Source organism: Corynebacterium tuberculostearicum, assembly GCF_022347235.1.
Taxonomy (GTDB): domain Bacteria; phylum Actinomycetota; class Actinomycetes; order Mycobacteriales; family Mycobacteriaceae; genus Corynebacterium; species Corynebacterium tuberculostearicum_F.
This window is the reverse complement of record NZ_JAKRDX010000006.1, coordinates 98,443-121,283: the sequence shown is the minus strand read 5'-3', so window position 1 is coordinate 121,283 and position 22,841 is coordinate 98,443. Positions and strand designations below refer to the sequence as shown.

The window sequence follows — 22,841 nt, the reverse complement described above, 5'->3', positions numbered from 1 at the left end:
TCAGGGAAAACTCCGGAAAAGCGTTCGGTAAATTACAAAAATGTAGTTATCCACAATGTGGATAAGCATTGTGGAATGCTTTCGCACACGCTTTCCGGTGATCAAATTCCACAGTTATCCCCAAAGCCCAGCTTGTTGAGCTAGCAATGCGAGGATTACCGCGGCCACCGCAGCAACGCCACTCCAGCGAAGCGCAGGGCTCTTTCGATAGAGAAAAAGGCTCAACACTATGCCTGTGCACAACCCGCCAAGGTGTCCCCACAGGGATACGCCATCGGCTAGAAAGGTATAGGCCACATTCGCCAGAACGAGGGCGATGGGCGCGCGGAGATCGAGCCCGCGCTGGCGGTAAGCGCCCACGAGCATGGCCATGAGCGCGAAGAGCGCACCGGAGGCACCAACAGTGGGGGTATTGAAGTCGAATTTCAAGATCATGGCCGACGCACCCAGGCAAGAGGTGAAATAAGCGGCGAGATACAACCCAGTACCAAGCGTCCGCTCCACCTCCTTGCCTATGAGCAAGAGCATGATCATGTTCACCGCCAAGTGGCCTGCGTCTAGGTGCATGAACTCCGAAGACAGCGCAGCCTGAGGGCGGAAGGGATAATCCGGTCCCCACAGGCCCCAATCCGCTGCGAGCGGGGAATCATAGAAGGTGGCTCCTAGCGTGCGAGCCTGCACCGCGGTAATAAGCCAAGCAATGATGCAAACGGCGGCAATGAGCGCGGTCGCCGGGGTGGCGCGTACATAGTTTCTCACCATGGTCATGAAGTTGTCAGTCCTTGGGGCGGATCTAGTGGTGGGTGGCTTGGGGTAAAACTGCAACGAGCCCGCCGCCGCACGAATAATGCGGTGACGGGCCCGAGGAAAAGGCGATTACGCGATATCGATGGATTCGATAACAACGTCCTCGTGCGGACGGTCCATGCGGTCGGTATCCACCTTGGCGATCTTGGACACGACCTCCTGGGAAGCAGCGTCAGTTACCTCACCAAAGATGGTGTGGTGGTTGTTCAGGTGCGGGGTCGGCGCCACGGTGATGAAGAACTGGGAGCCGTTGGTGCCTGGGCCGGCATTAGCCATGGCCAGCAGGAATGGGCGGTCGAACTGCAGCTCCGGGTGGAATTCATCCTGGAACTGGTATCCCGGGCCACCGCGGCCGGTGCCGGTCGGGTCGCCGCCCTGAATCATGAAGTTATCGATGATGCGGTGGAAGATTGCACCGTCATAGAACGGTCCGGACTGCTCGCCCTTTGCGTTCTGGGAGGAGTAGTCCTTCTCGCCCTTGGCCAGGCCGATGAAGTTTTCAACGGTTACCGGTGCATGGTTACCGAAGAGATCGATAACAATGTCACCGTAGTTGGTATGCATCGTTGCAGTTGCGGTCTTCTGAGTCATGCCAGCCATTGTAAAGAATTTAACGCGTGCCTGCCGCGCATGACATAACGCTGTCAGCGATCGCGCTAGCCTGAAGGCATGATTCGCGCGCTTCTTTTTGATCTGGATGACACCTTGCTCGATCACACCCGCTCGGCCCGAGACGCGGTGGATCAGTGGTGCCGCGAGCTCGGCCTGCCCGAGGGCCAGCATGCGCGGTTCGCGGCCATTGAACGAAAATGGTTTCAAGCCTATGAGCGCGGCGAGGTCTCCCACCACGGCCAGCGCGCGGCGCGCTGCCGCGAATTCCTCGGCCGGAATATGAGCGATGCCGAGGCGCTGGCCGCCTATGACGGCTATCTTTCCGCCTACCGGGAGCAATGGCGCGCTTTTTCCGACGCCCTGCCCACCCTCACCTGGGCCCTCGAGTCCGGCTTTCAGGTAGGCATACTCACCAACGGCGAGCGCGAAATGCAGCAGGCGAAGCTGGAGGCCACGGGCCTTGCGCTTGCCGACGTCCTCCTCATCCCCACCGTTGACCTCGGCTGCCCCAAACCACAACGGGAGGCCTACCTCGCTGCTTGCCGCCAGCTCGGCGTGGCCCCCGCAGACACGCTCATGGTGGGCGATTCCCTCACCAACGATGTGCAGGGGGCGCGCAAGGCAGGGCTGCATGCGCTCCACCTCGACCGTGCGGGTGATGGAGATCTGCGCTCGCTTAGTGCGCTGAGAGAGGTTCTCCCCCAAAGAGCCAGCTGACCACGATGGCGCCCGGATCGATAACGCCCTTGCTGCGATCTCCCAGGTAGGAGGCGCGGCCCTTCTTTGCAGCAAGGTCCTCGGTCTCGAGGGCGCCGGCATGGGCGGCGTCGAAAAGCTCCTGCAAGGTCTCCGCGTCCGGATCCTTCGCACCTAGCTCGCGGGCCTTTTCTGCGGCCGGGATGAGGGCATCGAGCATGGTGCGATCACCGCGCTGAGCGCCGCCGAGTTCGTGGATTAATTCAGCCGCTGCATTGAGCCCGTCCGCCAGCGACTCCGCCCGAGCCAATTCATTAAAGAGCGTGCCGAATACAGCGCCGGAGGTACCACCGGCGAGGACGAGCAGGCGCTTGGCCAGCCCGGTGAGGATCTCGGTATCCGTACCGCGCAGGGGGAGCTCAATGCCGCCGAAGGCCGCCTCCATGTTCTGGCCAAAGTCGCCGTCGCCGGCCTTGCGGTCCAGCTCCGTAAGCGCCTCGAAGGAGGCTTGGAGACGCTCCACAAAGGCGGTGAGCCACTGGTTCTCCTCGCCCTCGGTAGGAAGTTCATCCTGGAAGGTGATGGTGGCGGGTTCTACCGCCTTCGCGCGGCCCAGGGCATGGGGCCAGGCAGGGGCGGCAGTGGGGGCGTCGATAAGCTCGAGCAGCTCCGCATCTGCCTTAAGCAGCGTAAAGGAAGCACCGTGCATATTGACCGCGGTGACATAAGAACCCACCAACGACCGAGCTACGGTGACGCCTCGCTGGGCCAGCTGCGCGGCGGCCTCACCAAAGAGCAAACTCAGCTCCAGCGGGGTGGTGCCGCCTAAGCCGTTGACCAGGCATACCACTTCATCGCCTTGACCCAGCTTAAGGGCTGGCACGATCTTATCCAGGACCTGATTCACGATGGCGCTCGCGCTATCTACCTGCTCGGTATGCGTGCCCGGCTCACCGTGAATGCCCACTCCCACCTCCATCTGACCGGTTGCAAGATCAAAGGTCTCACGGCCGGTAGTCGGCATAAAACCGGCACCCAACGCCACGGACATGCTGCGAGAATTATCCGCAGTGCGCTGCCCTAATTCAGCAACCTTATCCACGTCGTCGCCGCGGTAGGCAGCAGCGCCTGCGACCTTTTCCACCAGGATGGTTGCCCCCGTGCCGCGACGGCCGGGGCCATCCTCGTGGCCATCAGTGGCAAGATCATCGGCTACCAACACCGTGCGCGTGGTTACCGCCTCGGCAGCATTGCGGGCGACGGTGAAATTCATGACGTCTCCGGTGTAGTTTTTCACCACGTGGACTACTCCCCTGCCTTGGTCAGCCCACTGGGTGGCCTCGCTGACTTGCACCGCGTTGGGGGAGGTAAACAGCAGTCCCGGACAGGCCGCAGCGAGCATGCCTTGGCCTATGAAGCCGGCGTGCATCGGTTCATGACCGGAACCGCCACCGGAAATCACCGCCACTGCTGGATCACCGTCTTCGGTGCGCAGCGATGTGGTGCGGCCGATGAATCCGACGTCGTGCCAGCAGGCATCGGGGTGGTTGGCGATGAGCCCGGCAAGGGCATCAGAAAGGAAGGTGTCTTGGCTATTGCGGAATGCGGAGTGATTCATACTCCCACGCTAGTGATGTTTCTTACCCGAAAGCCAAGACGAGAAAAGAAACATACCGGTTCCATTCGGACACCCAGCTGATTCGCAGCATTTTCGCAATGTGCAGAGGATACTAAAGAAAGCACTACGAAAGGATCCACACATGGATTTCTTGTCCTCCCTCCACAACCTTATGGATGCAGGCTCCCTGCTCCACAGTTTTGGACCCTATATTCTGCTCGGCGTAGCCGTGGTCATCTTCATCGAATCCGGCGTGCTTTTCCCCTTCCTGCCGGGCGATTCGCTACTCGTTACCGCTGCAATCCTGCGCCACGAGCTAGACATCAATGCCTGGCTGCTCTTTGTCGTAGCAGCAGTGGCTGCCTTCGCAGGCGACCAAGTGGGCTTCTATTTGGGTCGCCGCTTCGGGCGCAAACTCTTCAAGGACGATGCCCGCGTCCTGCGCACTGAGCACCTCGATAGCGCAGAAGACTTCTTCCAGCGTCACGGCCCGGTGGCCCTCGTATTGGGCCGCTTCGTACCAATCGTGCGCACTTTCGTCCCCTTCGCCGCCGGCACCGCGGAAATGGGCTACTCCTCCTTCTTGCGCTGGAATATCCTCGGCGGCATCGGCTGGGTAGGCTCCATGCTGCTCGTCGGCGTACTTCTGGGCGGTATCCCCGGCATCGCCCACTCCATCGACATCATTATGCTCATCGTCGTGGCAATTTCTGTGCTGCCAATGATCATCGGGTGGATCAACAAGCGCCGCAAAGCAAAGCGCGAAATCCCGGCCAGTTAAGGGCAAGTTGCCCATTTCCCAGCCGGGATTCTATGAGGCTAAGAGGACTTAGAGGGAATCACGTACCTCATCGCGGGCCAGAACCATATTGCGTAGGGAGGCCTCGGTCTCTTCGTAGCCGCGAGTCTTAAGGCCGCAGTCCGGGTTAACCCACAGGCGCTCGACCGGTACGTGCTTGAGCGCGGCGCGGATGAGCTCGGCCATCTCCGCCACGGAGGGCACGCGTGGGGAGTGGATATCGTAGATGCCCGGGCCGATCTCGGAGTGGAAGGTCTCGTCAATATCCTCCAGCAGCTCCATGCGGGAGCGGGCCGCCTCGATGGAGGTGACATCGGCATCGAGGCCGGCAACGGCATCGATGATTTGGCCGAACTCGGAGTAACACAGGTGCGTGTGGATCTGGGTGGTCGGCTTGGCCTCGAGTGCAACGAGGCGGAAGGAGCGCACGGCCCAATCCAGGTAGGCCTTGCGGTCTTCCTCACGCAAAGGCAACAGCTCGCGCAGGGCGGGCTCATCGATCTGAATGATGTCGATGCCGGCCTCTTCCAAGTCACGGACCTCATCCGCCAACGCGACGCCGAGCTGGTCCGCGGAGACGGACTGGTGCACGTCATCGCGAACGAAGGACCAAGCCAGGATCGTCACCGGGCCGGTGAGCATACCCTTGACGTGGTGCTCCGAGAGCGACTGGGCGTACTTGGACCACTCGGTGGTCATCGCAGCCGGGCGGGAGATGTCACCTACGACTATTGGCGGGCGGGTGCAGCGGGAGCCATAAGACTGGACCCAGCCGTTTTCGGTGGTTACGAAGCCATCGAGCAGCTCAGCAAAGTACTGGACCATGTCATTGCGCTCCGGCTCGCCGTGCACGAGTACATCGAGGCCGAGGCGCTCTTGCAGCTCAATGACGGACTTGACCTCATCCTTGAGTGCGGCGTTGTAGTCGGCGTCGGAAAGCTCGCCCTTGCGGTGCGCCGCACGTGCTTGGCGGATTTCCTTGGTCTGGGGGAAGGAACCGATGGTGGTAGTCGGCAGCTGCGGCAGGTCAAGTTCCTTTTGCGCCTCGTTGCGCTCGGCAAAGGCAGGCTCGCGCTTGACCTCGCCGGCCGGCAGCTTCTCGATGCGCGCCTTCACCGCCGCATTGTGGATACGCTCAGAGTCAGCACGGGTGCGCACCGCGCGGTCGCTGATGTTGTACGCCTCCGGCGCTTCCAGCGGGCCCTGGGACAGGGCGACGACTTCCTTCACCTTCTCGTTGGCGAAGGAGAACCACGTAGCGACGTCGGCAGGCAGCTTGGTTTCTGCCTCCACGGTGTGCGGCACGTGCTGCAGGGATACGGAGGTAGACACAGAAAGGGAGTCGAGGCATCCCTCTAGGTCCTCGTACTTGGAGCGCAGGTCACGTAGGTTGGCGGCCCAGACATTGCGGCCGTCGATAAGCCCGGCAACCACGTGAGAGTTCAGCTTCTTCACGCGCTCAAGGTAGCCCTCATCGAGTGCCAGGGTGCCCACGGAAAGATCCACCTGGACGGCCTCTGGCTTAAGTTCCGCCAGAACGTCAAGGCCCTTGCGCGCGGAGCCATAAGGGGTGGTGAGGTAGACCTGCGGGCGGTTGTCCGCACCCAAGATGGCCTCATAGGCGCTCTTAATGTGGGCAGCAAGCTCCTCATCGGTGGCAACGGTCAGGTCCGCTACCAGGGCAGGCTCGGCCAGCTGTACCCACTTCACGCCGGATTTATCCAGCTCGGCCAGTACCTCCTGGTAGGCCTTGACGGCATCATCCAAGCGGTCGAGCGGGGACTTGGTCGCGCCCTCGGCCTGCTTGGACAGGGCCAGCAGGGTAACCGGGCCGACGAGGTATGGGCGCACGGTGTGGCCTGCTGCGCGGGCTTCTTCCACCAGCTTGATAACGCGCTGTGGGCGCGCCTTAAAGTCCTGGTCATCAGAAATTTCCGGGACAATGTAGTGGTAGTTGGTATCGAACCACTTAGTCATCTCTAGCGGCGCGGTGTCCTTATTGCCGCGGGCCAAGGTGAACTCATCATCCAGGGTCTCGCCGGCTACGGCGCCTACGGTCAGTGCGGTCTCGAGCACCTGGTCGTAGTAAGCGACGTCGGCTGGAATGGCATAGTCCTCAGTAAGACCGAGGTCGCGCAAGCGGTTATAGGTATCCAAGCGCAGGGAATGAGCGGCAGACTCAAAGGTCTCTGTATCGATGCGGCCGGCCCAGTAGGATTCCAGCGCACGCTTGAGCTCGCGGTTAGTGCCGACGCGAGGGTAGCCCTCAATCGTCGCCTTGGGGAAATTAGTGTTCGTCATTGCTTACTCCGATTCGAGATAACAGGTCTTGAGTGATGTCGGGATTGTTGTGGGTATAGATATGGAGGCCTTCTGCGCCTCCGGCCACGATGGTGCGGGCCAATTGGGCGGTAAGCTCCATGCCGATTTCGTATTCCTCTTCTGGGGTTTTCGCTGCCGTGAGCCGAGTACGCACCCTTTCGGGTACGGCCAGCCCGGACAGCTGCCCCATTCGTTCCAACCGGCGCAGGCTGGTCATGGGCATAATCCCCGGAATGAGGGGGATTTTCACCCCGGCCAACTCCGCCCGTTGGGCGAAGCGGAGAAAATCCTCGGCATCAAAAAAGAGTTGGGTGATGGCGAAGTCCGCGCCGAGGCGCTGCTTATTGAGCAGGACGTCGAAGTCCTCGTCCTCGTTTTTGGATTCAGCATGGCCGCTGGGATAGCACGCCACACTTACAGCGAGTCGGCCGGCAGCAAAGCGGGCCGCTTGGTGGCTTTCCAATTCCCGGATGAGGCGAACCAGTTCATCGGCATGCTGAAGGTAGTGCTCTGGCATGCCCCCTTCGGGGAGGTCACCCCGCAGAGCTAGAAGGCCACGCACTCCGGCATCTACCAAGCGATTAATCCACCCGATGAGCTCGTCGCGCGAGCCGGCCGTGCACGCCAGGTGCGCCAGCGGGCGCATAGAGGTGTTCTGCGAGATCTTCTCAATGAAGGCCGCGGTTCCCTCTAGCCAGCCGGAGCGCTGGGAACTGGTTACCGCGATGTAATCGGGGTGATAGCTTTCCAGGACCTCTAGCAGGCGGTCGATCTTGGCGGCATCGGCATCGTGGCGCGGTGGGATTACCTCGAAGGAAAGGGCGAGGCGCTCAGGCACATGGGATTCCTCTTCGCTTTCATAATCCAAGGGCGCGGAAGCCGAAAGTCGCGGGCTCATGGTCACCTCCTTTGCTGGTCGTTGTCGGTGTGTTGAGAAAAAACGTACCAAGCTGTTCAGTTTGCGCGGTAGCGATTGTGCAATGGTAATACCATTGCAAGCCTGCAAACTGCGAGGTTGGCGAAAAATCAGCTGAATAATAATCGCGTTTTCTGAACCAAGCGGTCTATTTCTAGCGCGTTCCCCCTGCACGCCACGACGCCAGCGGTGGTACACCAACCACCACGTCACTATGCTGGGTGAAAGCGAATTGATAAATCTGAGTTAAGGAGTGTTCCACCCCATGAACCCCACCACACTGAACGTGGCCTTTAAGACCGCATCGAACCTGTGGAGCCAGTTCAATAACTACCGCGAGGAAAAGTCCCGCGAGGCCTACACCGCCCTGGAAGAGGCCGCACAGAAGATGGACGAGCGCGATAACGGCACCTTCGCCGAGCCGCGCCGTCAGGCAGGCGCCGTTACCCGCGCCGCACACTCCCGCCTCGAGCGCGCCCTGGAGGAGTTCAACGACTACCGCGAAGACGCCACCGAGCGCCTGAACGACGCCAAGGAAGAGGCCACCAAGAAGGCTAAGAAGGCCCGCAAGCAGGCCAAGAAGGATTCTCAGAAGGCCCAGAAGAACCTCAAGAAGAAGTCCGCCAAGGTAGCCAAGAAGCAGAAGAAGAACAAGAAGTCCTCTAAGGGCTGGATCTTCGCCGGCATCATCGCCCTGCTGTCCGCTGCAGCCGGCGGCGCCTACTACTGGCTGCGCTCCAACGACAAGCCTTCCCAGACCCCGCCGCGCGTGGATGACTTCCAGTCCGCTTCCCACACCGCTCCGGAGTCCACCTTGGTCTACACCTCCACCAGCGAGAATGACACCCAGTCTGACCTCGTTGAGGAAGGCGCTGTACGCGATGAGGAACTGCTGGGTTCCATCGACGAGCAGCTGGCCAAGCACCGCGAAGAAGAAGCTCAGCCAGCCGATACCACCCGCATTACCGATGACCACCAAAACGAGGGCAAGCACCGCCTGTAGGTCAAAGAATAAATACGCTTTCCACCCCGCCGTGGGGGTATATTCAGCGTTGCCTAGATCTCATTTCTTTGCTTAGACAAAAATCTCTTGATTGAATTCCCACATTAGGGATCTTTCTACAAGGAGATGAACAATGAGCTTTGAGACCCTTACCGTCAAGCTCAAAGACGGCGCAACGTACTACTTCCCAGCGGGTGCGGTGTCTAAAGACCCTTCCTCTCGCGTGGATAACCTGCGCTTCGCCATCGATAACGGAACCACTTTCCACTCCGTAGACGAGGCCGGTATCGAGCGCGAGTTTAACGGTCACGACGTCCGCAATTACCACCTAGCCTAAGCGGCAGCCGCATCCCTTCCCACAGGTCACTGGCCTGTGCGGAGGGGATTTTCGCATGCGTACCCCGTGTGCACCACTGGCGACTATCGTGGATTCCATGGAACTTCGCGCAACCCAAGAATCTGACCGCACCTACCTCGCCCGCCTCAACTTCCTCACCGATACCTTCGGTGACGAGCACGGCGAGCTTTCCCCCGATTTTGCCGATGATTTTGCCTTCTACGTGGAAAATTGGGATCCCAACCAGGGCGGCTTCATCGCCTGGGAGGAGCTTGTCCCGGCCGGTGGCGTGTGGCTCAATTGGGGCACGGAGGACAACCACGGCTTTGGTTTTGTCGAGCCCGCCATTCCGGAGATCGCCATCGCGGTTGAGGCCCGCTATAAGGGACAGGGCATTGCCACCGCGCTTATCGACGCCGCTATTTCCCTCGCCCACACCCTGCATGCCCCCGGCATCTCGCTAGCCGTCCACCCCGATAACCCCCGCGCGAAGGGGCTCTATGAGCACCTCGGCTTTGAACACGTGGGCAGCCACGAGGGACACTTTGTGATGCTGAAACGCTTCTAAAGCGAGCGCAGGCGGGCGTGCGTAACGTAAATCGGCTCATTATCCACGGCCGTCTTAAATTCCTCGGTCAGCCCGGCCATGACCGCCTCGCGCGCCTCTTCGCGAGTGCCGTGAAAGCTCATGACCTCGCCATCCACTGCGGCCTCGCCACGTTTGCGCACCACAACGTATTCGGCGCCCTCCGGCGCCGAAACTTTCTTCTCTGTGGAGGTAAAGGGATCGTTGTAGCGAACGTTGGCGGCCATGGTTAGTCTCCTAATGGTTTCGCGTAATAGTAATAATTCCCCACTTACTGTACTTAAAGTTTCCTCCCCGCGACCTTGCACTATCTATCCGGACTTCCGAAGATCAGGATTTTTGTCCATCTAAACCCCATTTTTCGTCGACGGTTTTGCTGGTTTAGATGGACAAAAGGCGCGACATCAACGTCAATGCACCCATTGCATTGAAAAAGTCCGGCGCCCTCCGAAGAGGAAGCCGGACTTCATGCTGTGGAGCATAGGAGAATCGAACTCCTGACCTTCTGCTTGCAAAGCAGATGCTCTACCAATTGAGCTAATGCCCCAGTGCCTACACACTTTACTACCGCAGCCGAAGCAACCACAAACCGCTTAAAACCTGAACCACTCAAATCACTTTGGACACTTTAGGCATGTCCTATCACGTCAGTAACACGCAGGCGCTAGGGTCATGGGCACATCATGTCCACTATCCCTGACCTTTAGGATCACTATGCGCCGCATCCTCACCTCTGCACTCACCGTGCTTATTGCCGCCGCCATGCCAGCAGCCGCTCATGCACAGTTACCGCAAATCCCGCGATTGCCTGCGTCTTCAAGCGCGGATATTCAAGGAGAAATCAACCATCGCATCGAGGATGCCCGCGCACAGGTCGAAGACTTCAGCTCCCAGGCATTCCCACATAATGCCCCCGCGAAGAAGGCACCCGCCGCCCCAGCTCCAAAGAAGCCGCAGCCGCGCAACAATGGCGGCGTCGACTGTGCCAACTGCGTAGCTATCACCTATGACGACGGCCCCGGTGCCGAGACCAACCGCCTACTGGACAAGCTCAAGGCAAAGAACGCGCACGCAAGCTTCATGGTGCTAGCCCCCAACGCATATCAGCATCCTGAGCTGCTCAAGCGCATGAAGGCCGAGGGCCACACCATCGGCAACCACACCAAGAGCCACCGCCAGCTCAACACCCTGTCCTATGACCAGGTATCCCAGGAAATCGACGCCGGCAATGCCGCCATCAAAAAGGCCACCGGCCAAGGCACGCGCTGGGTACGCCCGCCCTATGGCGCGACCAACGCCACCGTGGATCAGGCCACCCGCGATAAGGGCGTCTCCCAAGCGTTGTGGGACGTCGACACCGTGGATTGGAAGGACCGCAACTCCGACCATGTGTGCTCCGCGGCCGTCCAAGGCGCCCGCGCCGGCTCCATTGTGTTGATGCACGATATCCACCCCACCACCGTGGACGCCGCCGATTGCGTTATCGACGGCCTGCGCGCGAAGGGCCTCGAGCCCGTGAGCTTGGATCGCCTCCTGCGCACCCCTGTAGCAGGTAAGCGCTACTACGCTCGTGGTTAATGATTGATTTTGCCCTGACTGCCGACGCCGTCGCTCCCCAACTCCTCGGCTGCACCCTCACCCATGCCGGGGTAAGCATCCGCCTCACGGAGGTTGAGGCTTACCTCGGTGCCGAGGATTCCGCTGCACATACCTTTAAAGGAAAGACCCCGCGCAATGCGGCCATGTTCGGTCCGCCGGGTAGGTTCTATGTCTATATTTCTTATGGTATCCACCGCAACGTCAATATCGTTTGCGCCCCTGATGGCACCGGCCAAGGCTGCCTGCTGCGCGGCGGCGAAATCGTCGAGGGCGCCGATATCGCCTTCGCCCGCCGCGGCACCACCGATTTTCATAATCTTGCCCGCGGGCCAGGAAACTTGGGCAAGGCCTTAGGCTTCACGCTGGAAGATAACCACCAACCAATTCAGATTGTTGAGCGAACCTCCGAACCAGAATGGGTACGCGGACCGCGCATCGGCATCTCGAAAAACAAGGAAGCGGCCCTGCGGTTTTGGATCCCTTTCGATAAAACCGTCTCGGGCCGCCGCGGCTATCCCAAGCAATAGCCTCGCAAGGCACACTGCCTAATAGCGCCCACCATAGCGCTCATCATTCTCAATGGCCTTTATGATCCGCCGATTGATCTGCAGCATCTGGCGGATCTGCGTGCGGGTCAGGTTATCCATTACGGACCTTCGCGCCTGCTTAGCGTGTCCAGGCGCGGTCTCGACTACCTTATCCCAGCCGCTATCCGTCAGCTGTGCCATGGTGGTGCGGCCGTCAGTCGGGCACGGCTGGCGCACGACCCACCCCTGCTTTTCTAGGCGCGTAACAACCTGGCTCAAGCGAGACAAAGATCCATTGGCGGTAATCGCCAAATCACGCATACGCATCTCGCGATTTTCCGCCTCAGATAGCCGAGAGAGCACCGTGTATTCAAAAAAGCTCAGGCCTGCGTCATCACGCAGCTGAGCATCCAAAATATTGGTCAAGCGAATATTTACGCTCATTAAGGACATAAATGATGCGAGCTCTTCATCATTTAGCCAGTAGTCATCGCGCTCGGTCATGGGATTTATTCTATCAACATGGCTTTAATTTTAAAGTGACTCGCCATTGTCCTTAATACAAAGGGCTTTAGTGCACAGAGGACGGATCGATCGGCCGCCGCCCTCTCGGCAGCTTTTCCACCACCAAACGATAGGAGTCCGTGACTAACTCCTCTACCAGCCGTTCGTGCAGATCTGCGTGTGGATAGACAGAAACCCAATGCCGCTTATTCATGTGGTAGCCCGGCGCAATGAATGGATACTGCTGCTGTAGCGCTTGGCAGTCCTCCGGCTCGGCCTTAATGATCATTTGCTGTTGACCGGTCACCGCTGTCAACAGCAAGAAAATTTTGCCGCGTACTTTAAATACGTCCCAGTCGGGACCAAAAGGATGCAGCACCTGCGAGCCGAGCATCTCTTCGGCGCGCTGCCGCGCAACCTTGTAGATGCCGCTCCCGTCCAACATCGCCCCCATTTCGTTGTTAGCAGTTCCACCTCAGGGCACCGAAGATTCATAGCCTGTCCACCCGATTGGGCGGGTTATGTTTATTTCCGTTCCCTCCGTCTGAAAGGACAGTAGAACTAGTCGCTGGCTTCGGTATGGCTTATTCCCGCCCCTGTCTGAAAATGATCCGGGGGTGATGCCTCCGAAGACAGTGACATACTCAAACAGCTCAATAGGAACCTGACCCAGCCCAGGTGGTATGAGGTCTCACAGTAATGTAGATGCCAGTACTAAGTATGTCCGACCACCCCCAGCGATGAAGCTCAAATAGTCCAACTTCTAATTCATCGCTAGGAGGAACACACCCATGGCCTATGACTTCGTCATTGGCGTGGACGTCGGCAAATACTTCCACCACGCCTGCGTCCTCGATCCCCAAGGCAGGCAAGTCCTGTCCAAACGCATCAATCAGCATGAAGGCTCGCTACGCAAGCTCTTCGGCCAATTCCTCGCCGACAACGCCTCGGTCCTTGTCATTGTCGATCAGCCCAACAACATCGGCCGATTAACCGTCGCAGTCGCCCAAGACATGGGGGCAGATGTTCGCTATCTACCAGGGCTTGCGATGCGACAGCTCTCTCGCATCCACGTCGGCAACTCAAAGACCGATGTACGCGACGCCTACGTTATCGCCCATGCCGGTCTTAACCTTCCGGACTCCCTGCGCAGCGTCGACCGCGTTGAGGAAGTCTTTACCCAGCTGAAAGTTCTCAACGGTATCGACGAAGACCTCGCCCGGGCCTACACACGCCTAATTAACCAGATGCGATCCGCGCTCGTGGGAACCTATCCTGCATTCGAACATGTCCTGCGCGGACAGATGATTCACCGAAAATGGATCCTCCACCTACTTGCAAAATACGGCGGCCCCACCAAGATTCGACGCATCGGTAAAACACGCCTAGCAGCCTTTGCGCGCAGTCACAAAGCGCGCAATCCCGAGCCTGTCATCGATGCCATGCTTGCTGCCATCCACGGACAGACCGTGTCCATTGCCGGCGCAGAATACGCCGAACTTGGCGTAGCAATGTCCGCCAAAGACGCACTGGCCAAACTAGAGCATCGCAAGGAAATAGAAGCACAGGTACTCAAGCTCATTCAAGACATTCCTCAAACCGAGATTCTTTTATCCATGCCCGGCATCGGCCCACGTAGCGCAGCACAGATCCTCATGACTGTTGGCGATATGTCCGACCTCCCCGATGCAGCGCACCTAGCGTCCTATGCAGGCCTATCACCACGGACAAATCAATCAGGAACGTCCATTATGTCGAATTCGCCCAACCGCGCTGGCAACAAAAATTAAAGAACGCCCTATGGCAATCGTCTTTTGCATCGATCAGATTCCACGAGCGTTCCCGGCAATTCTATGAACGAAAACGCAAAGAAGGCAAAAGACACAACGCCGCAGTCGTCGCACTCGCACGCCGACGCCTCAACGCTCTCTTCTCCATGATGCGAAACGGCGAGCACTACCGAGACATCTCTACAGCTCAGGAGGCTGCAGCAGCCTAAAGCCAACAGACCCCCATCCAAGCCGATTGCACAGCAAGCCCAACCGGCTCCTCAAGGTACCCAAAACAACATCTACGAGACGAAGCAGAAGCCGTTCACACCCCCAACAAGCCCACCCGCGGAGTTGACAACCTATATAGGAACACCCCCGACGAGGTGACGAGAATCCCCTCGTCGCTGTCGGACGGCGGTTTCCCGACCGGTGGCTCGGCCGCCGGCAAACCTCACCCGCGGCCGCCCGGGCCCTGTCCATGGCCAAGCCCGGTCTGGTGCCCCCGGCGCCAACGACTTCCGGTGCCGCCCCGGGACGGTGAATTGCCCGTCATCCTCATTCCCGGGACCCGGGAGGACGCCTACGCGAAATGGGCGGGCCGGGCTCTGCGCCTACACGTTCACCGACAACCCGCTCGTCGTCGATGGACACCCCGTCGAATGGGCTGTGTTCAGCGGCGACATCCGCCACAGCTCGAAAACACTTGATTCCGTCGTCGACCGGGTGCTGGCCGCGACCGGAGCCCCGGCGGTCAACCTCGTCGGGTATTCGCAGGGCAGCGGACCCCTGCCCCACCACTACATCCGGGAGCTGGGCGGGGACCGGGTCGTCGAACAGCTCATCGGTACCGGGCCTCGAACCACGGGCCCCGGGCGCACAGCGCAGCCGATCGCTTTGACGTCCACCCCGAGATGCGCCACGGATACTCCCGAAACGCCGGCAAAACGAACGCGCTTGCCTGGGAACAGCAGATCTCCGGTTCCATGCTGCTGAATGAGCTGACCATCGGCGACATCACTCGACCGGGCGTTCGGTACACCTTCCTGGGCACGCGGCACGACAATGCCGTGCTCCCCCACTAAAACTCCTTCGTGCGGGAACCCGGCGTCACCAACATCACCGTCCAAGACGTGTGCCCCGCCCACCGCACCGAGCACTACGGCTTCAATTACGACCCTGTCGCCCAGGGCATCGTCGAGGACCCGCTGACCGGGATGGCGTGGCGGGACCACTGCACCGGTACCGGACCGGAGCGATAGTCCTCGACGGACGAGGATCAGGCGCCCGGGGAGCCTCCCGTCCGGCACGTCCACGACTCGGCGTAGCGGCCGCCCTTCGCCAGCAATTCATCGTGCGTGCCCCGTTCTGCGACCGTCCCGTCCTCCGAAAGCACGACGATGAGGTCGGCATCGCGGACGGTGTGCAGGCGATGGGCGACGACGATCACGGTGTGATCGCCGCGCAACGCTTCCATCGTGCCGACAATCGCCCGCTCAGTGGCCGCATCCAGCGAGGACGTCGGCTCGTCGAAAAGCACCACCGGGGAATCCTTCAGAAGCGCCCGGGCGATGGCGACGCGCTGCCGCTCGCCTCCCGACAGCAGCGTCCCCTCCTCCCCCACCGGGTTATCCCACCCGGAAGGCAGCAGCTCCACGATGCGGTCCACCCCGGATCGCCGGGCGGCCTCGCGCAAGCGGTCTCCGTCGCCGGGCCTGGAACCGAATCCGGGGTCGGCGAAGACCACGTTGTCCCGCACGGACGCGTCGAAGAGGAACGTCTCCTGGAACACCGGGGTCACCAGCGAGTTCACGCCGTCGGTGCCGATCCGAGGCAAGGGCACCCCGCCAATGAGGATCTCCCCCGAGTCTGGATCATGAAACCGCGACAGCAGCCGCATGACCGTCGTCTTGCCCGCCCCCGAAGGTCCCACTATGGCGACCAGCACTCCCTGAGGTGCACGGAAGCTGACGCCGTCGAGGACCTTCTTCTCCCCGTACCCGAAGCTCACGCCGCGGAACTCCACGTCATGCCCGTCGGGCAGCTCCGGTGCGGCCGGTTCGGGAAGGGCGGGGATCGCCCGCAGGTCACGCAGCGCAGCCAACGTATTGCGGCCCGCGCCGAAACCGCCGGACAACGCTCCCGCCGTGGTGATCGGTCCGGTGAACTGGACGACCACAATGAGCATCGACGCCAAATGCGCCGGTGACATCCCGCCCGTCGCGGCGACCGCCACGGCGACGACCACCGCCGCCGTGAACACCGCATGGACGACCGAGCCCAACCGTCCGATGGCCGCGCCTTGCGTCGACGTCGCCTTCGCGAACGCATCGTGTTGGGCCTGGATCGCCTCATCCACCATCGCGTCCGCCGCCGAACCGTCGCCCGCGGCGCGAATCACCTGCTGGCCGCGGGTGAACTCGATCAGCCTGCCGGAGACGGCAGCGACGGCGTCAGCATGCGCTTCGTCCGACTCCCCGCCGACTCGGCCAATGGCCCGGTAGGCGAAGAAGAGCACCGGCGCCGACGCGACGAGAACCAACCCGACGCGCCAATCCACCGCCAGAATTCCGAGAGCGATGACGGTCGGCGCAACCACAGCAGCGATGACGGGCCGCAGGATCACGTGCGGCACGGACGCCGCGAACGCCATGCCCGAAGACGCCATCTCCGAAAAGCGGCCGGCCGTGGACTTGGTGACGTACCCGAGTGGCAACGTCAGCACGCGTTCGCCCAGGGAACGCAGCAGGGACGACAGCACCGCTGCGGAATTCGCCCTGCCGACCGTCCCCGCGGCGAGGGACAGCACCGCATGGGCGGCCGCGAGGCCGGCGATAACGCCGGTGAAACGCCACGCCGTCGCATCATCTCCCACGGCCAGAGCCGACAGCAGCGGCAGCAGCGCGACGAACGCCGCTCCCTGTGCCAGCGCGGCAAGCGCGGCCAACGCAATGAGCCACGCCAGCGTCATCTTCGAGCGCCGATCCGTCATCGACCACAAGTCCCGGATCATCGGTTCCCTGCCTTTTCATCGTCTGCTTCAGTGCCCCGCGGGGCGGATGGTTCGTCGTCGAGCGCGAACGCGCGCCACAGATCCCGGTAGCGGCCACCGCGCGCAAGCAACTCGTCGTGGGTGCCCGCCTCCGCGACCGCTCCCCCATCGAGAACGAGGATGCGGTCGGCGTTGCGGATCGTGCTCAATCTGTGCGCAATCACGATCACCGTCCGCGAACGAGCCAAACGCTCAATTGCGGACTGAATGAGGGCCTCGGAAGCCGGATCCGCGTAAGCGGTTGCCTCGTCGAAGATGAGCACCGGCGCGTCCGTGACAATCGACCTCGCGATGGCCACGCGCTGCGCCTCACCACCGGAAAAGGTCACGTCGACGTTGACCACCGAATCCAGGCCCTTCGGCAGCGCCGCGATGACCGTATCGAGGTTCGCGAGCTTCGCGGCCGCCATGATTTCGCCGTCGGTGGCGTCTCTCCTGGCCAGCCGGATGTTCTCCCGCAAGGGCAGCGTGAGCAACTGCGGATCCTGGAACACCACCGACACCGAACGGTGCACGTCGCGCACGGCGATGTCGCGAAGATCGTCGCCGCCCAGCAGCACCGAGCCTTCGACAGGGTCGTGGAAACGCGCCAACAGCCGGGCGACGGTGGACTTTCCGGAACCGGAGGGTCCCACCAGCGCCGTGAGGGCCCCCGATTCGAACGTCGCGGACATCCCGTCGAGGACCCGCGGCCCATCCCCGTAGGAGAAGACCAGGTTCCGGACCTCGAGCGCGCCTCCGTGCACGGGCACCGGCTCGGCGGACTCGGTGATCGGCGGCGTGCCCAGCACCTCCGCGATGGACTTCAGGGCGGCGATCCCCGCGATGATGGGTTCGGAGTTCATAGCCACCCTCACGATCGCCGCGGAGAGTCCAAGGCCGAGAACCAGCCCGGCGACGAGACCCTCCGGTTTGCCGCCCGCGGTGTCCCTCAAAGCGAGGCCGGCGCCGCACACCACTGCGAGGACCGTGATCGGGGACGTCACCACGTCGATGAGCCCGAGATAGATGTTCGACTGCCGGGACCAGGCGGACCACGCGCGGACGAACGACGACGCCGCGGCATCGTAGCGGCCCGCGCCCTGGCTGGCGCGTCCGAAGGACTTCATCACCGGGATGCCGCGCACCAACTCGATGACCGCAGCCGTCACTTTTTCAGAGGCTCGCTCGTAGTCGCGCTGAAGACCGGCTCCGCGCGAAATCATCACGCCCATCAGGGCGAAGGTGACCAGCACCGGGACGACCGCCACCGCCGCGATCCGCCAATCGACCGCGACGAGCGCGATGAGGGAAAGTAGGGGAACCAGCACCGCCACCACGGTCTCGCCGACGGTGTGGCCCATGAGCTGGTGGACGGCCGCGACGTCCTTCTCAACCGACCCGATGATCCCCGACGAGCGCCGGGCGTCCAGCCAACCCAGCGGCAGCTTCCGGATATGGGCAACCAACCGGCGCCGGAGGTAGAGCTGCAGGTCGTTATCCGCCCGGTGCGAGAGCATGCCGGCGGCGCCGTCCGCAGCCATTCGCACTGTCGCGGCGACGACGATGACAACCACGGCCAACCACGTCCGATGCACCGGGGCCTCCGGGTACGTCATCGCGATGTCGATGATGCCGACCAGCGAAGCGACGGTAGCCACCGACGACAGGACGGACAACGCGACCACCGCACGCATCCGGGTCCGGATCGGGGCGAGCAGCGACCACGGGCCGACGGTCCCGTCCACGGCGCTCACTTCCCCGCCTCCCCGATCGCGCTTTTCTTCGCGAGAGTGCAGAAATACACCATGCCGGCGCGTGAGGCTCCGTCCAGCTTCAGCCCGTTGGCTTCGGCGAGGTCCTCGAGCTCGCTGCCCCGGAACACCCGGTGGCCCATCTTCGCCATGACGGCCATGTCGACCCGCTCGTTCACGTCGGGATCCTCGACGAATGTCTGCACGTAAGCGATGCCGCCGTCGGCGAGCAGCCCGGAGACCCTGCCGAGCGCGGCTCCCGCATCCTTCATTTGGTGGAGCGCGCCACACACCCAGATTTCACAGGCCCCGCCGGGCTCTCCCGCGAGCGGCGTGAGGATGTCGGCAACGTGGAATTCCGTCTGGGCCCCAAGCCCGTCGGCGGCGGCGCGTTCGCGGGCGATGCGGATCGCATTGGGCGACAGGTCGTAGCCGACGATGTTCGCCCTGCGATAGCGAGACTCAGCGGCGAGCGTGCGGGCGAGCCACCCGGTTCCGCAACCGAGGTCGAGGACCCGGGCCGGCGCATCCGGCCCGGGATCCAGCGCACGGAGCTTCCGGTACACGGCGGCGGCGTCCATCGGTTCGCGCGCATAGCGGCTTAGGAACCTCGGCTGGACCTTGTCCTCGTAGGCCGCGAGGAGCCTGCGGTTGTTCTGGACGATCTGGGCGATCGACTTCATCTGGTTCTGTCTCCGGGTGTGTGGGCCGCGTCCACGCGGCGGTTTCGGGTTAGATGCTCGGATTCGCGGGCCGTCATGCAGACTCCCCCGGCCTCGTTTTCACGGCGATGCCCCACGCCGCGAGCACGGCGATACCAAAGAACCAGGCCGCGCAGACCACCAGACCCGCAGCCCCGGTACCGTTGACGGCCTCGCCGGCCGCGGATACGGGGGTGTGCCCGGCGATTCCGCGCAGGAGGGGACGGAAGTGGTCGGCGGGCATGAGCACCGTGTTGACGAACATCGCAACGATTATCAACGGGATAAGGGCCACGGATCCCTGGGGGCTGGTGATGGAGAACGCGATGTACGTGCCGGTGCATGCGGCCGCGGCGGCAACCATCGCGCCGGTCACCGTGATCCTCCACCACCAGGACACCTCCAGGGGGCCGTCGGAAAGCAAGGCGGCCACCGCCGCGACGACGATCGTCATCGCCATGATCCGGATGAACTCGGCGATTATCCGTGCGGTCGGCACGGCCGCGTACGGTGCCGGCATTGTGATCAACCGCTCGTGGAGGCCATTGCTGCGTTCAACGAACACGGTGGACGATCCCGTGATGGCCAAGATGAACGCCCACGCCGTTACGACAAGGATGACCGCGTTCCGGAGTTCGAACTCTCCGGTGAGCTGCCTGACCAGGCTACCGAACATGCGGTTGACGATGAACAGGTACACGAGCGGAGCAATGAACGTCATGAACCAGAAGTCAGGGCGCCGCAGCCAAGTGTGGACGATGCGCCGCAGATGCACGAAAATGGCGTCGATCATGATTCGCTCCTCGAGGTGAACAGGCGGATGAACAGGACGATTCCGACGACCGTCGCGACACCGAGCCACAGGGCGGCCTCTTCCCCGGCGTGATTCGGGAAGGCGCCCGGGGACGCCGCCCTGATCACCTCGATCACCGGCGAAAAAGGCATGTGGCGCACGATGTCGCGCAGGGAGCCGTCCACAGCGGTCGTCGGAATGAACGCGGTGGAGAACATGAGCAGCAGCATTTCCAGCGCCTGGATCGATGAGGCCGTCGACACCGGAGCGGGCACCATCAGGATCACCCCGTCCGTGACCAGGGACAGGACCGCGGCAGCGAGCAGTGACCACAGGACTGTCCACGCGACGTCACCGAGAGCCATGTCGAGGCCACAGGCCCACGCGACGATCAGCAGCGCCGCGATCGACGCGGACATCCGCAGCACATCGGTGGCGAGCCTGCCGGCGACATAGCCGCCCGTGGCCCCGGGCAACACGCGCACACGGTCGACGAGCCCGGATTCGACGTCCTGTCCCACCGCCATCGCCGACGCCGCGGCGGTGAACATCGCCGCCTGGAACAGGCAGCCGCCGAGCACGAAACGCAGGTACCCGAAGCCGGATTGCCCTGCTGAGTACCCAAACACCGCGTACAGGCACAGCAGGAAGAGGGGAGGAACGACGAACATGGAGATCAGCGACGCGGTGTTGCGTCGCAACAGCAGCAGATCCCGACGGAGGAACGCCGCGACCGACGTCGCACTCATCGCGCCGCACCCCCCGCGTTCATCGATATGAACACCTCGTTAAGGGTGGGCGGCGACACGCTCAGCGAATCCGGCAACGCTTCCGAGGCCTCCATCGCCCGCGCCACCGCCTCGAGGACCTGCGGTCCGGGGTCGACGTCGAGGGACACCATCTTCCCCGCGACGCGGGCGCGGTCCAGACACGCTCCCCTTAGGCAGCGGGCGAATGCCTCCGCCCCGGCGGCGGTGGCGAAGGACACGCGGAGCACGTGCGACCCGAAGTCGCGACGCAATTCCTCCGGCGTTCCGCTGGCGACGATGCGGCGGTCCTTGAGCAGATGGACGTGGTCTGCCAGCGCCTCCGCCTCTTCCAGGTACTGGGTGGTCAGCACCAGGGTCATTCCGTCGTCCCGCAGTTGCCGGATGAAGCCCCACAACTCTTCGCGGCTGACCGGGTCCAGCCCCGTCGTGGGTTCGTCGAGGAACAGCAACCTGGGCACGACGCACAGCGACGCGGCGATGTCGAGGCGGCGCCGCATGCCACCCGAATAGGCCGACGCCAACGTCGAGGCACTGTCCGCGAGCGAGAATTGCGCGAGCAGTTCCGTCGCGCGGGCGGCCGCGTCGGCGCGGTCGAGTCCGCGCAGACGCCCGAAGAACTCCAGGTTCTCCCGGCCGGTGAGGTTCTCGTCGATCGCCGCGAATTGGCCGGTGGTGGCAATGTCAGCGCGCACGCCCGCCGGATCCTCTTTCACATCGCGCGAGAAGATGCTCACCTCGCCGGAGTCTGCGGTGATGAGCGTCGACAGGATTCGGATGAGGGTGGTCTTGCCTGCGCCGTTGTGGCCGAGGAACGACACGATCGACCCGGCGGGCACGGTGAAACTCACGCCGTCGAGCACATGCTTGCGCATCCGGGCGCCGCGCTTTCCCTTGCGCCCGCCGTCCGGCGGAGCACCTGCCCCGCCTCCGGGCGCGGTGCCGGCTTTGCCCGCAATCGGGTAGCTCTTCGTGAGGTCGCGGACGACGATCGCCGCACCCCGTTCAGCTTGATCCGTCATCGTTTCTCCTTTTCTTTGGTGTCGCAGTGGGCCGCTGCCGGCAGTGGCCCCGTGGTCGGGTTGTCATGCGGCGTTTCGATATGGATGCCCGCATCGCGGGCGAAGGCGAGGACCGGTTCGAGGAGCCGGGGGTGGCCGACGAGATCCCGGCACCCCGGCGCGACCGGCTTCCCCGCGACCGACGCAACGGTGGCGGCGGCAATGGCCGCGGTCATTTTGTAGGAACCCGGGCCAGTCGCCCGGGCGACGGTTGTCTCGGCCGCCGACCCCGCATCGCCCGCGCCGACGGAGGACAGTGCGACGACCAGCTCGGCGGGTTGCGGAGTGCCCTTCGCCCGCGCCTTCCGCGACGTCACGGCCGCCCCGAGACGGGCGAGCAGACCGGAGACGACGGGCATCGCGTACAGTCTCGACGTGCGGATCTTCTCCACCGACTCATCGGGGAGAGCATCGAAGGCGACGTGGTAGGAATATCCGAGGATCGAGGGGCACACCTCGCGTACGACGTCGATGTCCGGGCATTCGTAGCCGATTCCGCTTTGCGACGACACCAGGTTGCGCCGCACTTCGACGATGGCGCCGCCGAGCATATCGCGGGTGGATGGTCGGCCACCCGCTGCGACCGGTGCGACGTGTACCAACCGCCCATCGTCCGTCTGCGATGCCACGGCGTCGCCG

Annotated in this window: 24 protein-coding genes, 1 tRNA gene and 1 pseudogene; 10 read left to right on the top strand and 16 right to left on the bottom strand. The window is 62.4% G+C overall.

Going from position 1 to position 22,841, the window contains the following annotated elements; all coding sequences use genetic code 11:
* Positions 1-114 precede the first annotated feature (114 nt).
* Together MHK09_RS05110 and MHK09_RS05105 are read right to left on the bottom strand one after the other, a co-directional pair.
* Entirely contained in the window at positions 115-768 is a 654-nt protein-coding gene (locus tag MHK09_RS05110) for a rhomboid family intramembrane serine protease (RefSeq protein ID WP_250412868.1), read from the bottom strand.
* Between the two features lie 108 nt (positions 769-876).
* Positions 877-1,407 (bottom strand): peptidylprolyl isomerase, encoded by a 531-nt coding sequence (locus MHK09_RS05105; protein WP_034656094.1) that lies wholly within the window; start codon positions 1,405-1,407, stop codon positions 877-879.
* Between the two features lie 69 nt (positions 1,408-1,476).
* On the opposite strand from MHK09_RS05105, the gene MHK09_RS05100 reads away from it, so the two are divergent.
* Positions 1,477-2,136: an HAD family hydrolase gene (locus tag MHK09_RS05100; RefSeq protein WP_250412867.1), complete on the top strand. Its 660-nt coding sequence runs from the start codon at positions 1,477-1,479 to the stop codon at positions 2,134-2,136.
* Here MHK09_RS05100 and MHK09_RS05095 read toward each other — a convergent pair.
* Positions 2,096-3,733: a dihydroxyacetone kinase family protein gene (locus MHK09_RS05095; protein ID WP_250412866.1), complete on the bottom strand. Its 1,638-nt coding sequence runs from the start codon at positions 3,731-3,733 to the stop codon at positions 2,096-2,098. The genes MHK09_RS05100 and MHK09_RS05095 overlap by 41 nt on opposite strands.
* Before the next feature lie 142 nt (positions 3,734-3,875).
* Between MHK09_RS05095 and MHK09_RS05090 the strand changes: the two genes are divergently transcribed.
* Positions 3,876-4,514 (top strand): DedA family protein, encoded by a 639-nt coding sequence (locus MHK09_RS05090; protein ID WP_023020218.1) that lies wholly within the window; start codon positions 3,876-3,878, stop codon positions 4,512-4,514.
* 48 nt (positions 4,515-4,562) lie between these two features.
* Here the strand turns inward: MHK09_RS05090 and metE are convergent, their stop codons facing one another.
* Both metE and MHK09_RS05080 read right to left on the bottom strand, forming a co-directional pair.
* Complete coding sequence (gene metE, locus MHK09_RS05085; RefSeq protein WP_250412865.1) at positions 4,563-6,833, bottom strand: 5-methyltetrahydropteroyltriglutamate--homocysteine S-methyltransferase; 2,271 nt, start codon at positions 6,831-6,833, stop codon at positions 4,563-4,565.
* The gene (locus MHK09_RS05080; protein WP_250412863.1) at positions 6,820-7,752 is read right to left on the bottom strand and encodes a methylenetetrahydrofolate reductase; all 933 of its coding nucleotides are present in this window, start codon (positions 7,750-7,752) and stop codon (positions 6,820-6,822) included. The genes metE and MHK09_RS05080 overlap by 14 nt, the downstream gene beginning before the upstream one ends.
* Positions 7,753-8,035: 283 nt before the next feature.
* On the opposite strand from MHK09_RS05080, the gene MHK09_RS05075 reads away from it, so the two are divergent.
* The 3 genes from MHK09_RS05075 (at position 8,036) to MHK09_RS05065 (ending at position 9,678) form a co-directional block, all read left to right on the top strand.
* A complete protein-coding gene (locus MHK09_RS05075) occupies positions 8,036-8,773 on the top strand; it encodes a hypothetical protein (protein ID WP_250412862.1) in 738 nt (245 codons plus the stop codon).
* 133 nt (positions 8,774-8,906) lie between these two features.
* On the top strand, positions 8,907-9,110 hold the full coding sequence (locus tag MHK09_RS05070; protein WP_005329698.1) for a hypothetical protein: 204 nt from the start codon (positions 8,907-8,909) through the stop codon (positions 9,108-9,110).
* Positions 9,111-9,207: 97 nt separating this feature from the next.
* On the top strand, positions 9,208-9,678 hold the full coding sequence (locus tag MHK09_RS05065; RefSeq protein ID WP_034668745.1) for a GNAT family N-acetyltransferase: 471 nt from the start codon (positions 9,208-9,210) through the stop codon (positions 9,676-9,678).
* Here the strand turns inward: MHK09_RS05065 and MHK09_RS05060 are convergent.
* Positions 9,675-9,923 (bottom strand): hypothetical protein, encoded by a 249-nt coding sequence (locus tag MHK09_RS05060; protein ID WP_005329702.1) that lies wholly within the window; start codon positions 9,921-9,923, stop codon positions 9,675-9,677. The genes MHK09_RS05065 and MHK09_RS05060 overlap by 4 nt on opposite strands.
* 247 nt (positions 9,924-10,170) lie before the next feature.
* A tRNA-Ala gene (locus tag MHK09_RS05055) sits at positions 10,171-10,243 on the bottom strand.
* Positions 10,244-10,410: 167 nt separating this feature from the next.
* Here MHK09_RS05055 and MHK09_RS05050 point away from each other — a divergent pair.
* Positions 10,411-11,274 carry a polysaccharide deacetylase family protein gene (locus MHK09_RS05050; RefSeq protein WP_250412861.1) on the top strand — a complete coding sequence of 288 codons (864 nt, stop codon included), beginning with the start codon at positions 10,411-10,413 and terminating at the stop codon, positions 11,272-11,274.
* Complete coding sequence (locus tag MHK09_RS05045; protein ID WP_250412860.1) at positions 11,274-11,822, top strand: DNA-3-methyladenine glycosylase; 549 nt, start codon at positions 11,274-11,276, stop codon at positions 11,820-11,822. Before MHK09_RS05050 ends, MHK09_RS05045 begins: the two co-directional genes overlap by 1 nt.
* An 18-nt stretch (positions 11,823-11,840) precedes the next feature.
* Here MHK09_RS05045 and MHK09_RS05040 read toward each other — a convergent pair whose 3' ends face one another.
* Both MHK09_RS05040 and MHK09_RS05035 read right to left on the bottom strand, forming a co-directional pair.
* Positions 11,841-12,326 (bottom strand): MarR family winged helix-turn-helix transcriptional regulator, encoded by a 486-nt coding sequence (locus tag MHK09_RS05040; RefSeq protein ID WP_086589162.1) that lies wholly within the window; start codon positions 12,324-12,326, stop codon positions 11,841-11,843.
* 67 nt (positions 12,327-12,393) lie between these two features.
* On the bottom strand, positions 12,394-12,771 hold the full coding sequence (locus MHK09_RS05035) for an MmcQ/YjbR family DNA-binding protein (RefSeq protein ID WP_200436167.1): 378 nt from the start codon (positions 12,769-12,771) through the stop codon (positions 12,394-12,396).
* Positions 12,772-13,117: 346 nt separating this feature from the next.
* On the opposite strand from MHK09_RS05035, the pseudogene MHK09_RS05030 reads away from it, so the two are divergent.
* The 3 genes and pseudogenes from MHK09_RS05030 to MHK09_RS05020 all read left to right on the top strand — a co-directional run bounded on the left by MHK09_RS05030 (position 13,118) and on the right by MHK09_RS05020 (position 15,357).
* A pseudogene (locus tag MHK09_RS05030) lies at positions 13,118-14,325 on the top strand (IS110 family RNA-guided transposase).
* 684 nt (positions 14,326-15,009) lie between these two features.
* The gene (locus MHK09_RS05025) at positions 15,010-15,180 is read left to right on the top strand and encodes a hypothetical protein (protein ID WP_154762578.1); all 171 of its coding nucleotides are present in this window, start codon (positions 15,010-15,012) and stop codon (positions 15,178-15,180) included.
* 9 nt (positions 15,181-15,189) lie between these two features.
* Positions 15,190-15,357: a hypothetical protein gene (locus tag MHK09_RS05020; RefSeq protein WP_005329284.1), complete on the top strand. Its 168-nt coding sequence runs from the start codon at positions 15,190-15,192 to the stop codon at positions 15,355-15,357.
* Between the two features lie 17 nt (positions 15,358-15,374).
* On the opposite strand, the gene MHK09_RS05015 is transcribed toward MHK09_RS05020, so the two are convergent.
* The 7 genes from MHK09_RS05015 to MHK09_RS04985 form a co-directional block, all read right to left on the bottom strand.
* On the bottom strand, positions 15,375-17,108 hold the full coding sequence (locus MHK09_RS05015) for an ABC transporter ATP-binding protein (RefSeq protein ID WP_005329286.1): 1,734 nt from the start codon (positions 17,106-17,108) through the stop codon (positions 15,375-15,377).
* Positions 17,105-18,883 carry an ABC transporter ATP-binding protein gene (locus MHK09_RS05010; RefSeq protein WP_179387189.1) on the bottom strand — a complete coding sequence of 593 codons (1,779 nt, stop codon included), beginning with the start codon at positions 18,881-18,883 and terminating at the stop codon, positions 17,105-17,107. The genes MHK09_RS05015 and MHK09_RS05010 overlap by 4 nt, the downstream gene beginning before the upstream one ends.
* Positions 18,880-19,563 carry a class I SAM-dependent methyltransferase gene (locus MHK09_RS05005; protein WP_248099372.1) on the bottom strand — a complete coding sequence of 228 codons (684 nt, stop codon included), beginning with the start codon at positions 19,561-19,563 and terminating at the stop codon, positions 18,880-18,882. Before MHK09_RS05005 ends, MHK09_RS05010 begins: the two co-directional genes overlap by 4 nt.
* A 73-nt stretch (positions 19,564-19,636) precedes the next feature.
* Entirely contained in the window at positions 19,637-20,374 is a 738-nt protein-coding gene (locus MHK09_RS05000; RefSeq protein ID WP_005325972.1) for an ABC transporter permease, read from the bottom strand.
* Complete coding sequence (locus MHK09_RS04995; RefSeq protein WP_005325973.1) at positions 20,371-21,123, bottom strand: ABC transporter permease; 753 nt, start codon at positions 21,121-21,123, stop codon at positions 20,371-20,373. The genes MHK09_RS05000 and MHK09_RS04995 overlap by 4 nt, the downstream gene beginning before the upstream one ends.
* Positions 21,120-22,163 carry an ABC transporter ATP-binding protein gene (locus MHK09_RS04990; protein ID WP_250412858.1) on the bottom strand — a complete coding sequence of 348 codons (1,044 nt, stop codon included), beginning with the start codon at positions 22,161-22,163 and terminating at the stop codon, positions 21,120-21,122. Before MHK09_RS04990 ends, MHK09_RS04995 begins: the two co-directional genes overlap by 4 nt.
* The gene (locus tag MHK09_RS04985) at positions 22,160-22,753 is read right to left on the bottom strand and encodes a hypothetical protein (RefSeq protein WP_250412856.1); all 594 of its coding nucleotides are present in this window, start codon (positions 22,751-22,753) and stop codon (positions 22,160-22,162) included. The genes MHK09_RS04990 and MHK09_RS04985 overlap by 4 nt, the downstream gene beginning before the upstream one ends.
* Positions 22,754-22,841 lie beyond the last annotated feature (88 nt).

Bases quoted from the DNA above. Each gene is read 5' to 3' on its own strand.
- MHK09_RS05095 (WP_250412866.1), bottom strand. From the start codon at position 3,733: ATGAATCACTCCGCATTCCGCAATAGCCAAGACACCTTCCTTTCTGAT.
- MHK09_RS05025 (WP_154762578.1), top strand. From the start codon at position 15,010: ATGCGCCACGGATACTCCCGAAACGCCGGCAAAACGAACGCGCTTGCC.
- MHK09_RS05070 (WP_005329698.1), top strand. From the start codon at position 8,907: ATGAGCTTTGAGACCCTTACCGTCAAGCTCAAAGACGGCGCAACGTAC.
- MHK09_RS05100 (WP_250412867.1), top strand. From the start codon at position 1,477: ATGATTCGCGCGCTTCTTTTTGATCTGGATGACACCTTGCTCGATCAC.
- MHK09_RS05080 (WP_250412863.1), bottom strand. From the start codon at position 7,752: ATGAGCCCGCGACTTTCGGCTTCCGCGCCCTTGGATTATGAAAGCGAA.
- MHK09_RS05110 (WP_250412868.1), bottom strand. From the start codon at position 768: ATGACCATGGTGAGAAACTATGTACGCGCCACCCCGGCGACCGCGCTC.
- MHK09_RS05015 (WP_005329286.1), bottom strand. From the start codon at position 17,108: ATGATCCGGGACTTGTGGTCGATGACGGATCGGCGCTCGAAGATGACG.
- MHK09_RS05105 (WP_034656094.1), bottom strand. From the start codon at position 1,407: ATGGCTGGCATGACTCAGAAGACCGCAACTGCAACGATGCATACCAAC.
- MHK09_RS05050 (WP_250412861.1), top strand. From the start codon at position 10,411: ATGCGCCGCATCCTCACCTCTGCACTCACCGTGCTTATTGCCGCCGCC.
- MHK09_RS05060 (WP_005329702.1), bottom strand. From the start codon at position 9,923: ATGGCCGCCAACGTTCGCTACAACGATCCCTTTACCTCCACAGAGAAG.
- MHK09_RS05000 (WP_005325972.1), bottom strand. From the start codon at position 20,374: ATGATCGACGCCATTTTCGTGCATCTGCGGCGCATCGTCCACACTTGG.
- MHK09_RS04985 (WP_250412856.1), bottom strand. From the start codon at position 22,753: ATGCTCGGCGGCGCCATCGTCGAAGTGCGGCGCAACCTGGTGTCGTCG.
- MHK09_RS05075 (WP_250412862.1), top strand. From the start codon at position 8,036: ATGAACCCCACCACACTGAACGTGGCCTTTAAGACCGCATCGAACCTG.
- MHK09_RS05035 (WP_200436167.1), bottom strand. From the start codon at position 12,771: ATGTTGGACGGGAGCGGCATCTACAAGGTTGCGCGGCAGCGCGCCGAA.
- MHK09_RS05090 (WP_023020218.1), top strand. From the start codon at position 3,876: ATGGATTTCTTGTCCTCCCTCCACAACCTTATGGATGCAGGCTCCCTG.
- MHK09_RS04995 (WP_005325973.1), bottom strand. From the start codon at position 21,123: ATGAGTGCGACGTCGGTCGCGGCGTTCCTCCGTCGGGATCTGCTGCTG.
- MHK09_RS05045 (WP_250412860.1), top strand. From the start codon at position 11,274: ATGATTGATTTTGCCCTGACTGCCGACGCCGTCGCTCCCCAACTCCTC.
- metE (WP_250412865.1), bottom strand. From the start codon at position 6,833: ATGACGAACACTAATTTCCCCAAGGCGACGATTGAGGGCTACCCTCGC.
- MHK09_RS05065 (WP_034668745.1), top strand. From the start codon at position 9,208: ATGGAACTTCGCGCAACCCAAGAATCTGACCGCACCTACCTCGCCCGC.
- MHK09_RS04990 (WP_250412858.1), bottom strand. From the start codon at position 22,163: ATGACGGATCAAGCTGAACGGGGTGCGGCGATCGTCGTCCGCGACCTC.
- MHK09_RS05005 (WP_248099372.1), bottom strand. From the start codon at position 19,563: ATGAAGTCGATCGCCCAGATCGTCCAGAACAACCGCAGGCTCCTCGCG.
- MHK09_RS05040 (WP_086589162.1), bottom strand. From the start codon at position 12,326: ATGACCGAGCGCGATGACTACTGGCTAAATGATGAAGAGCTCGCATCA.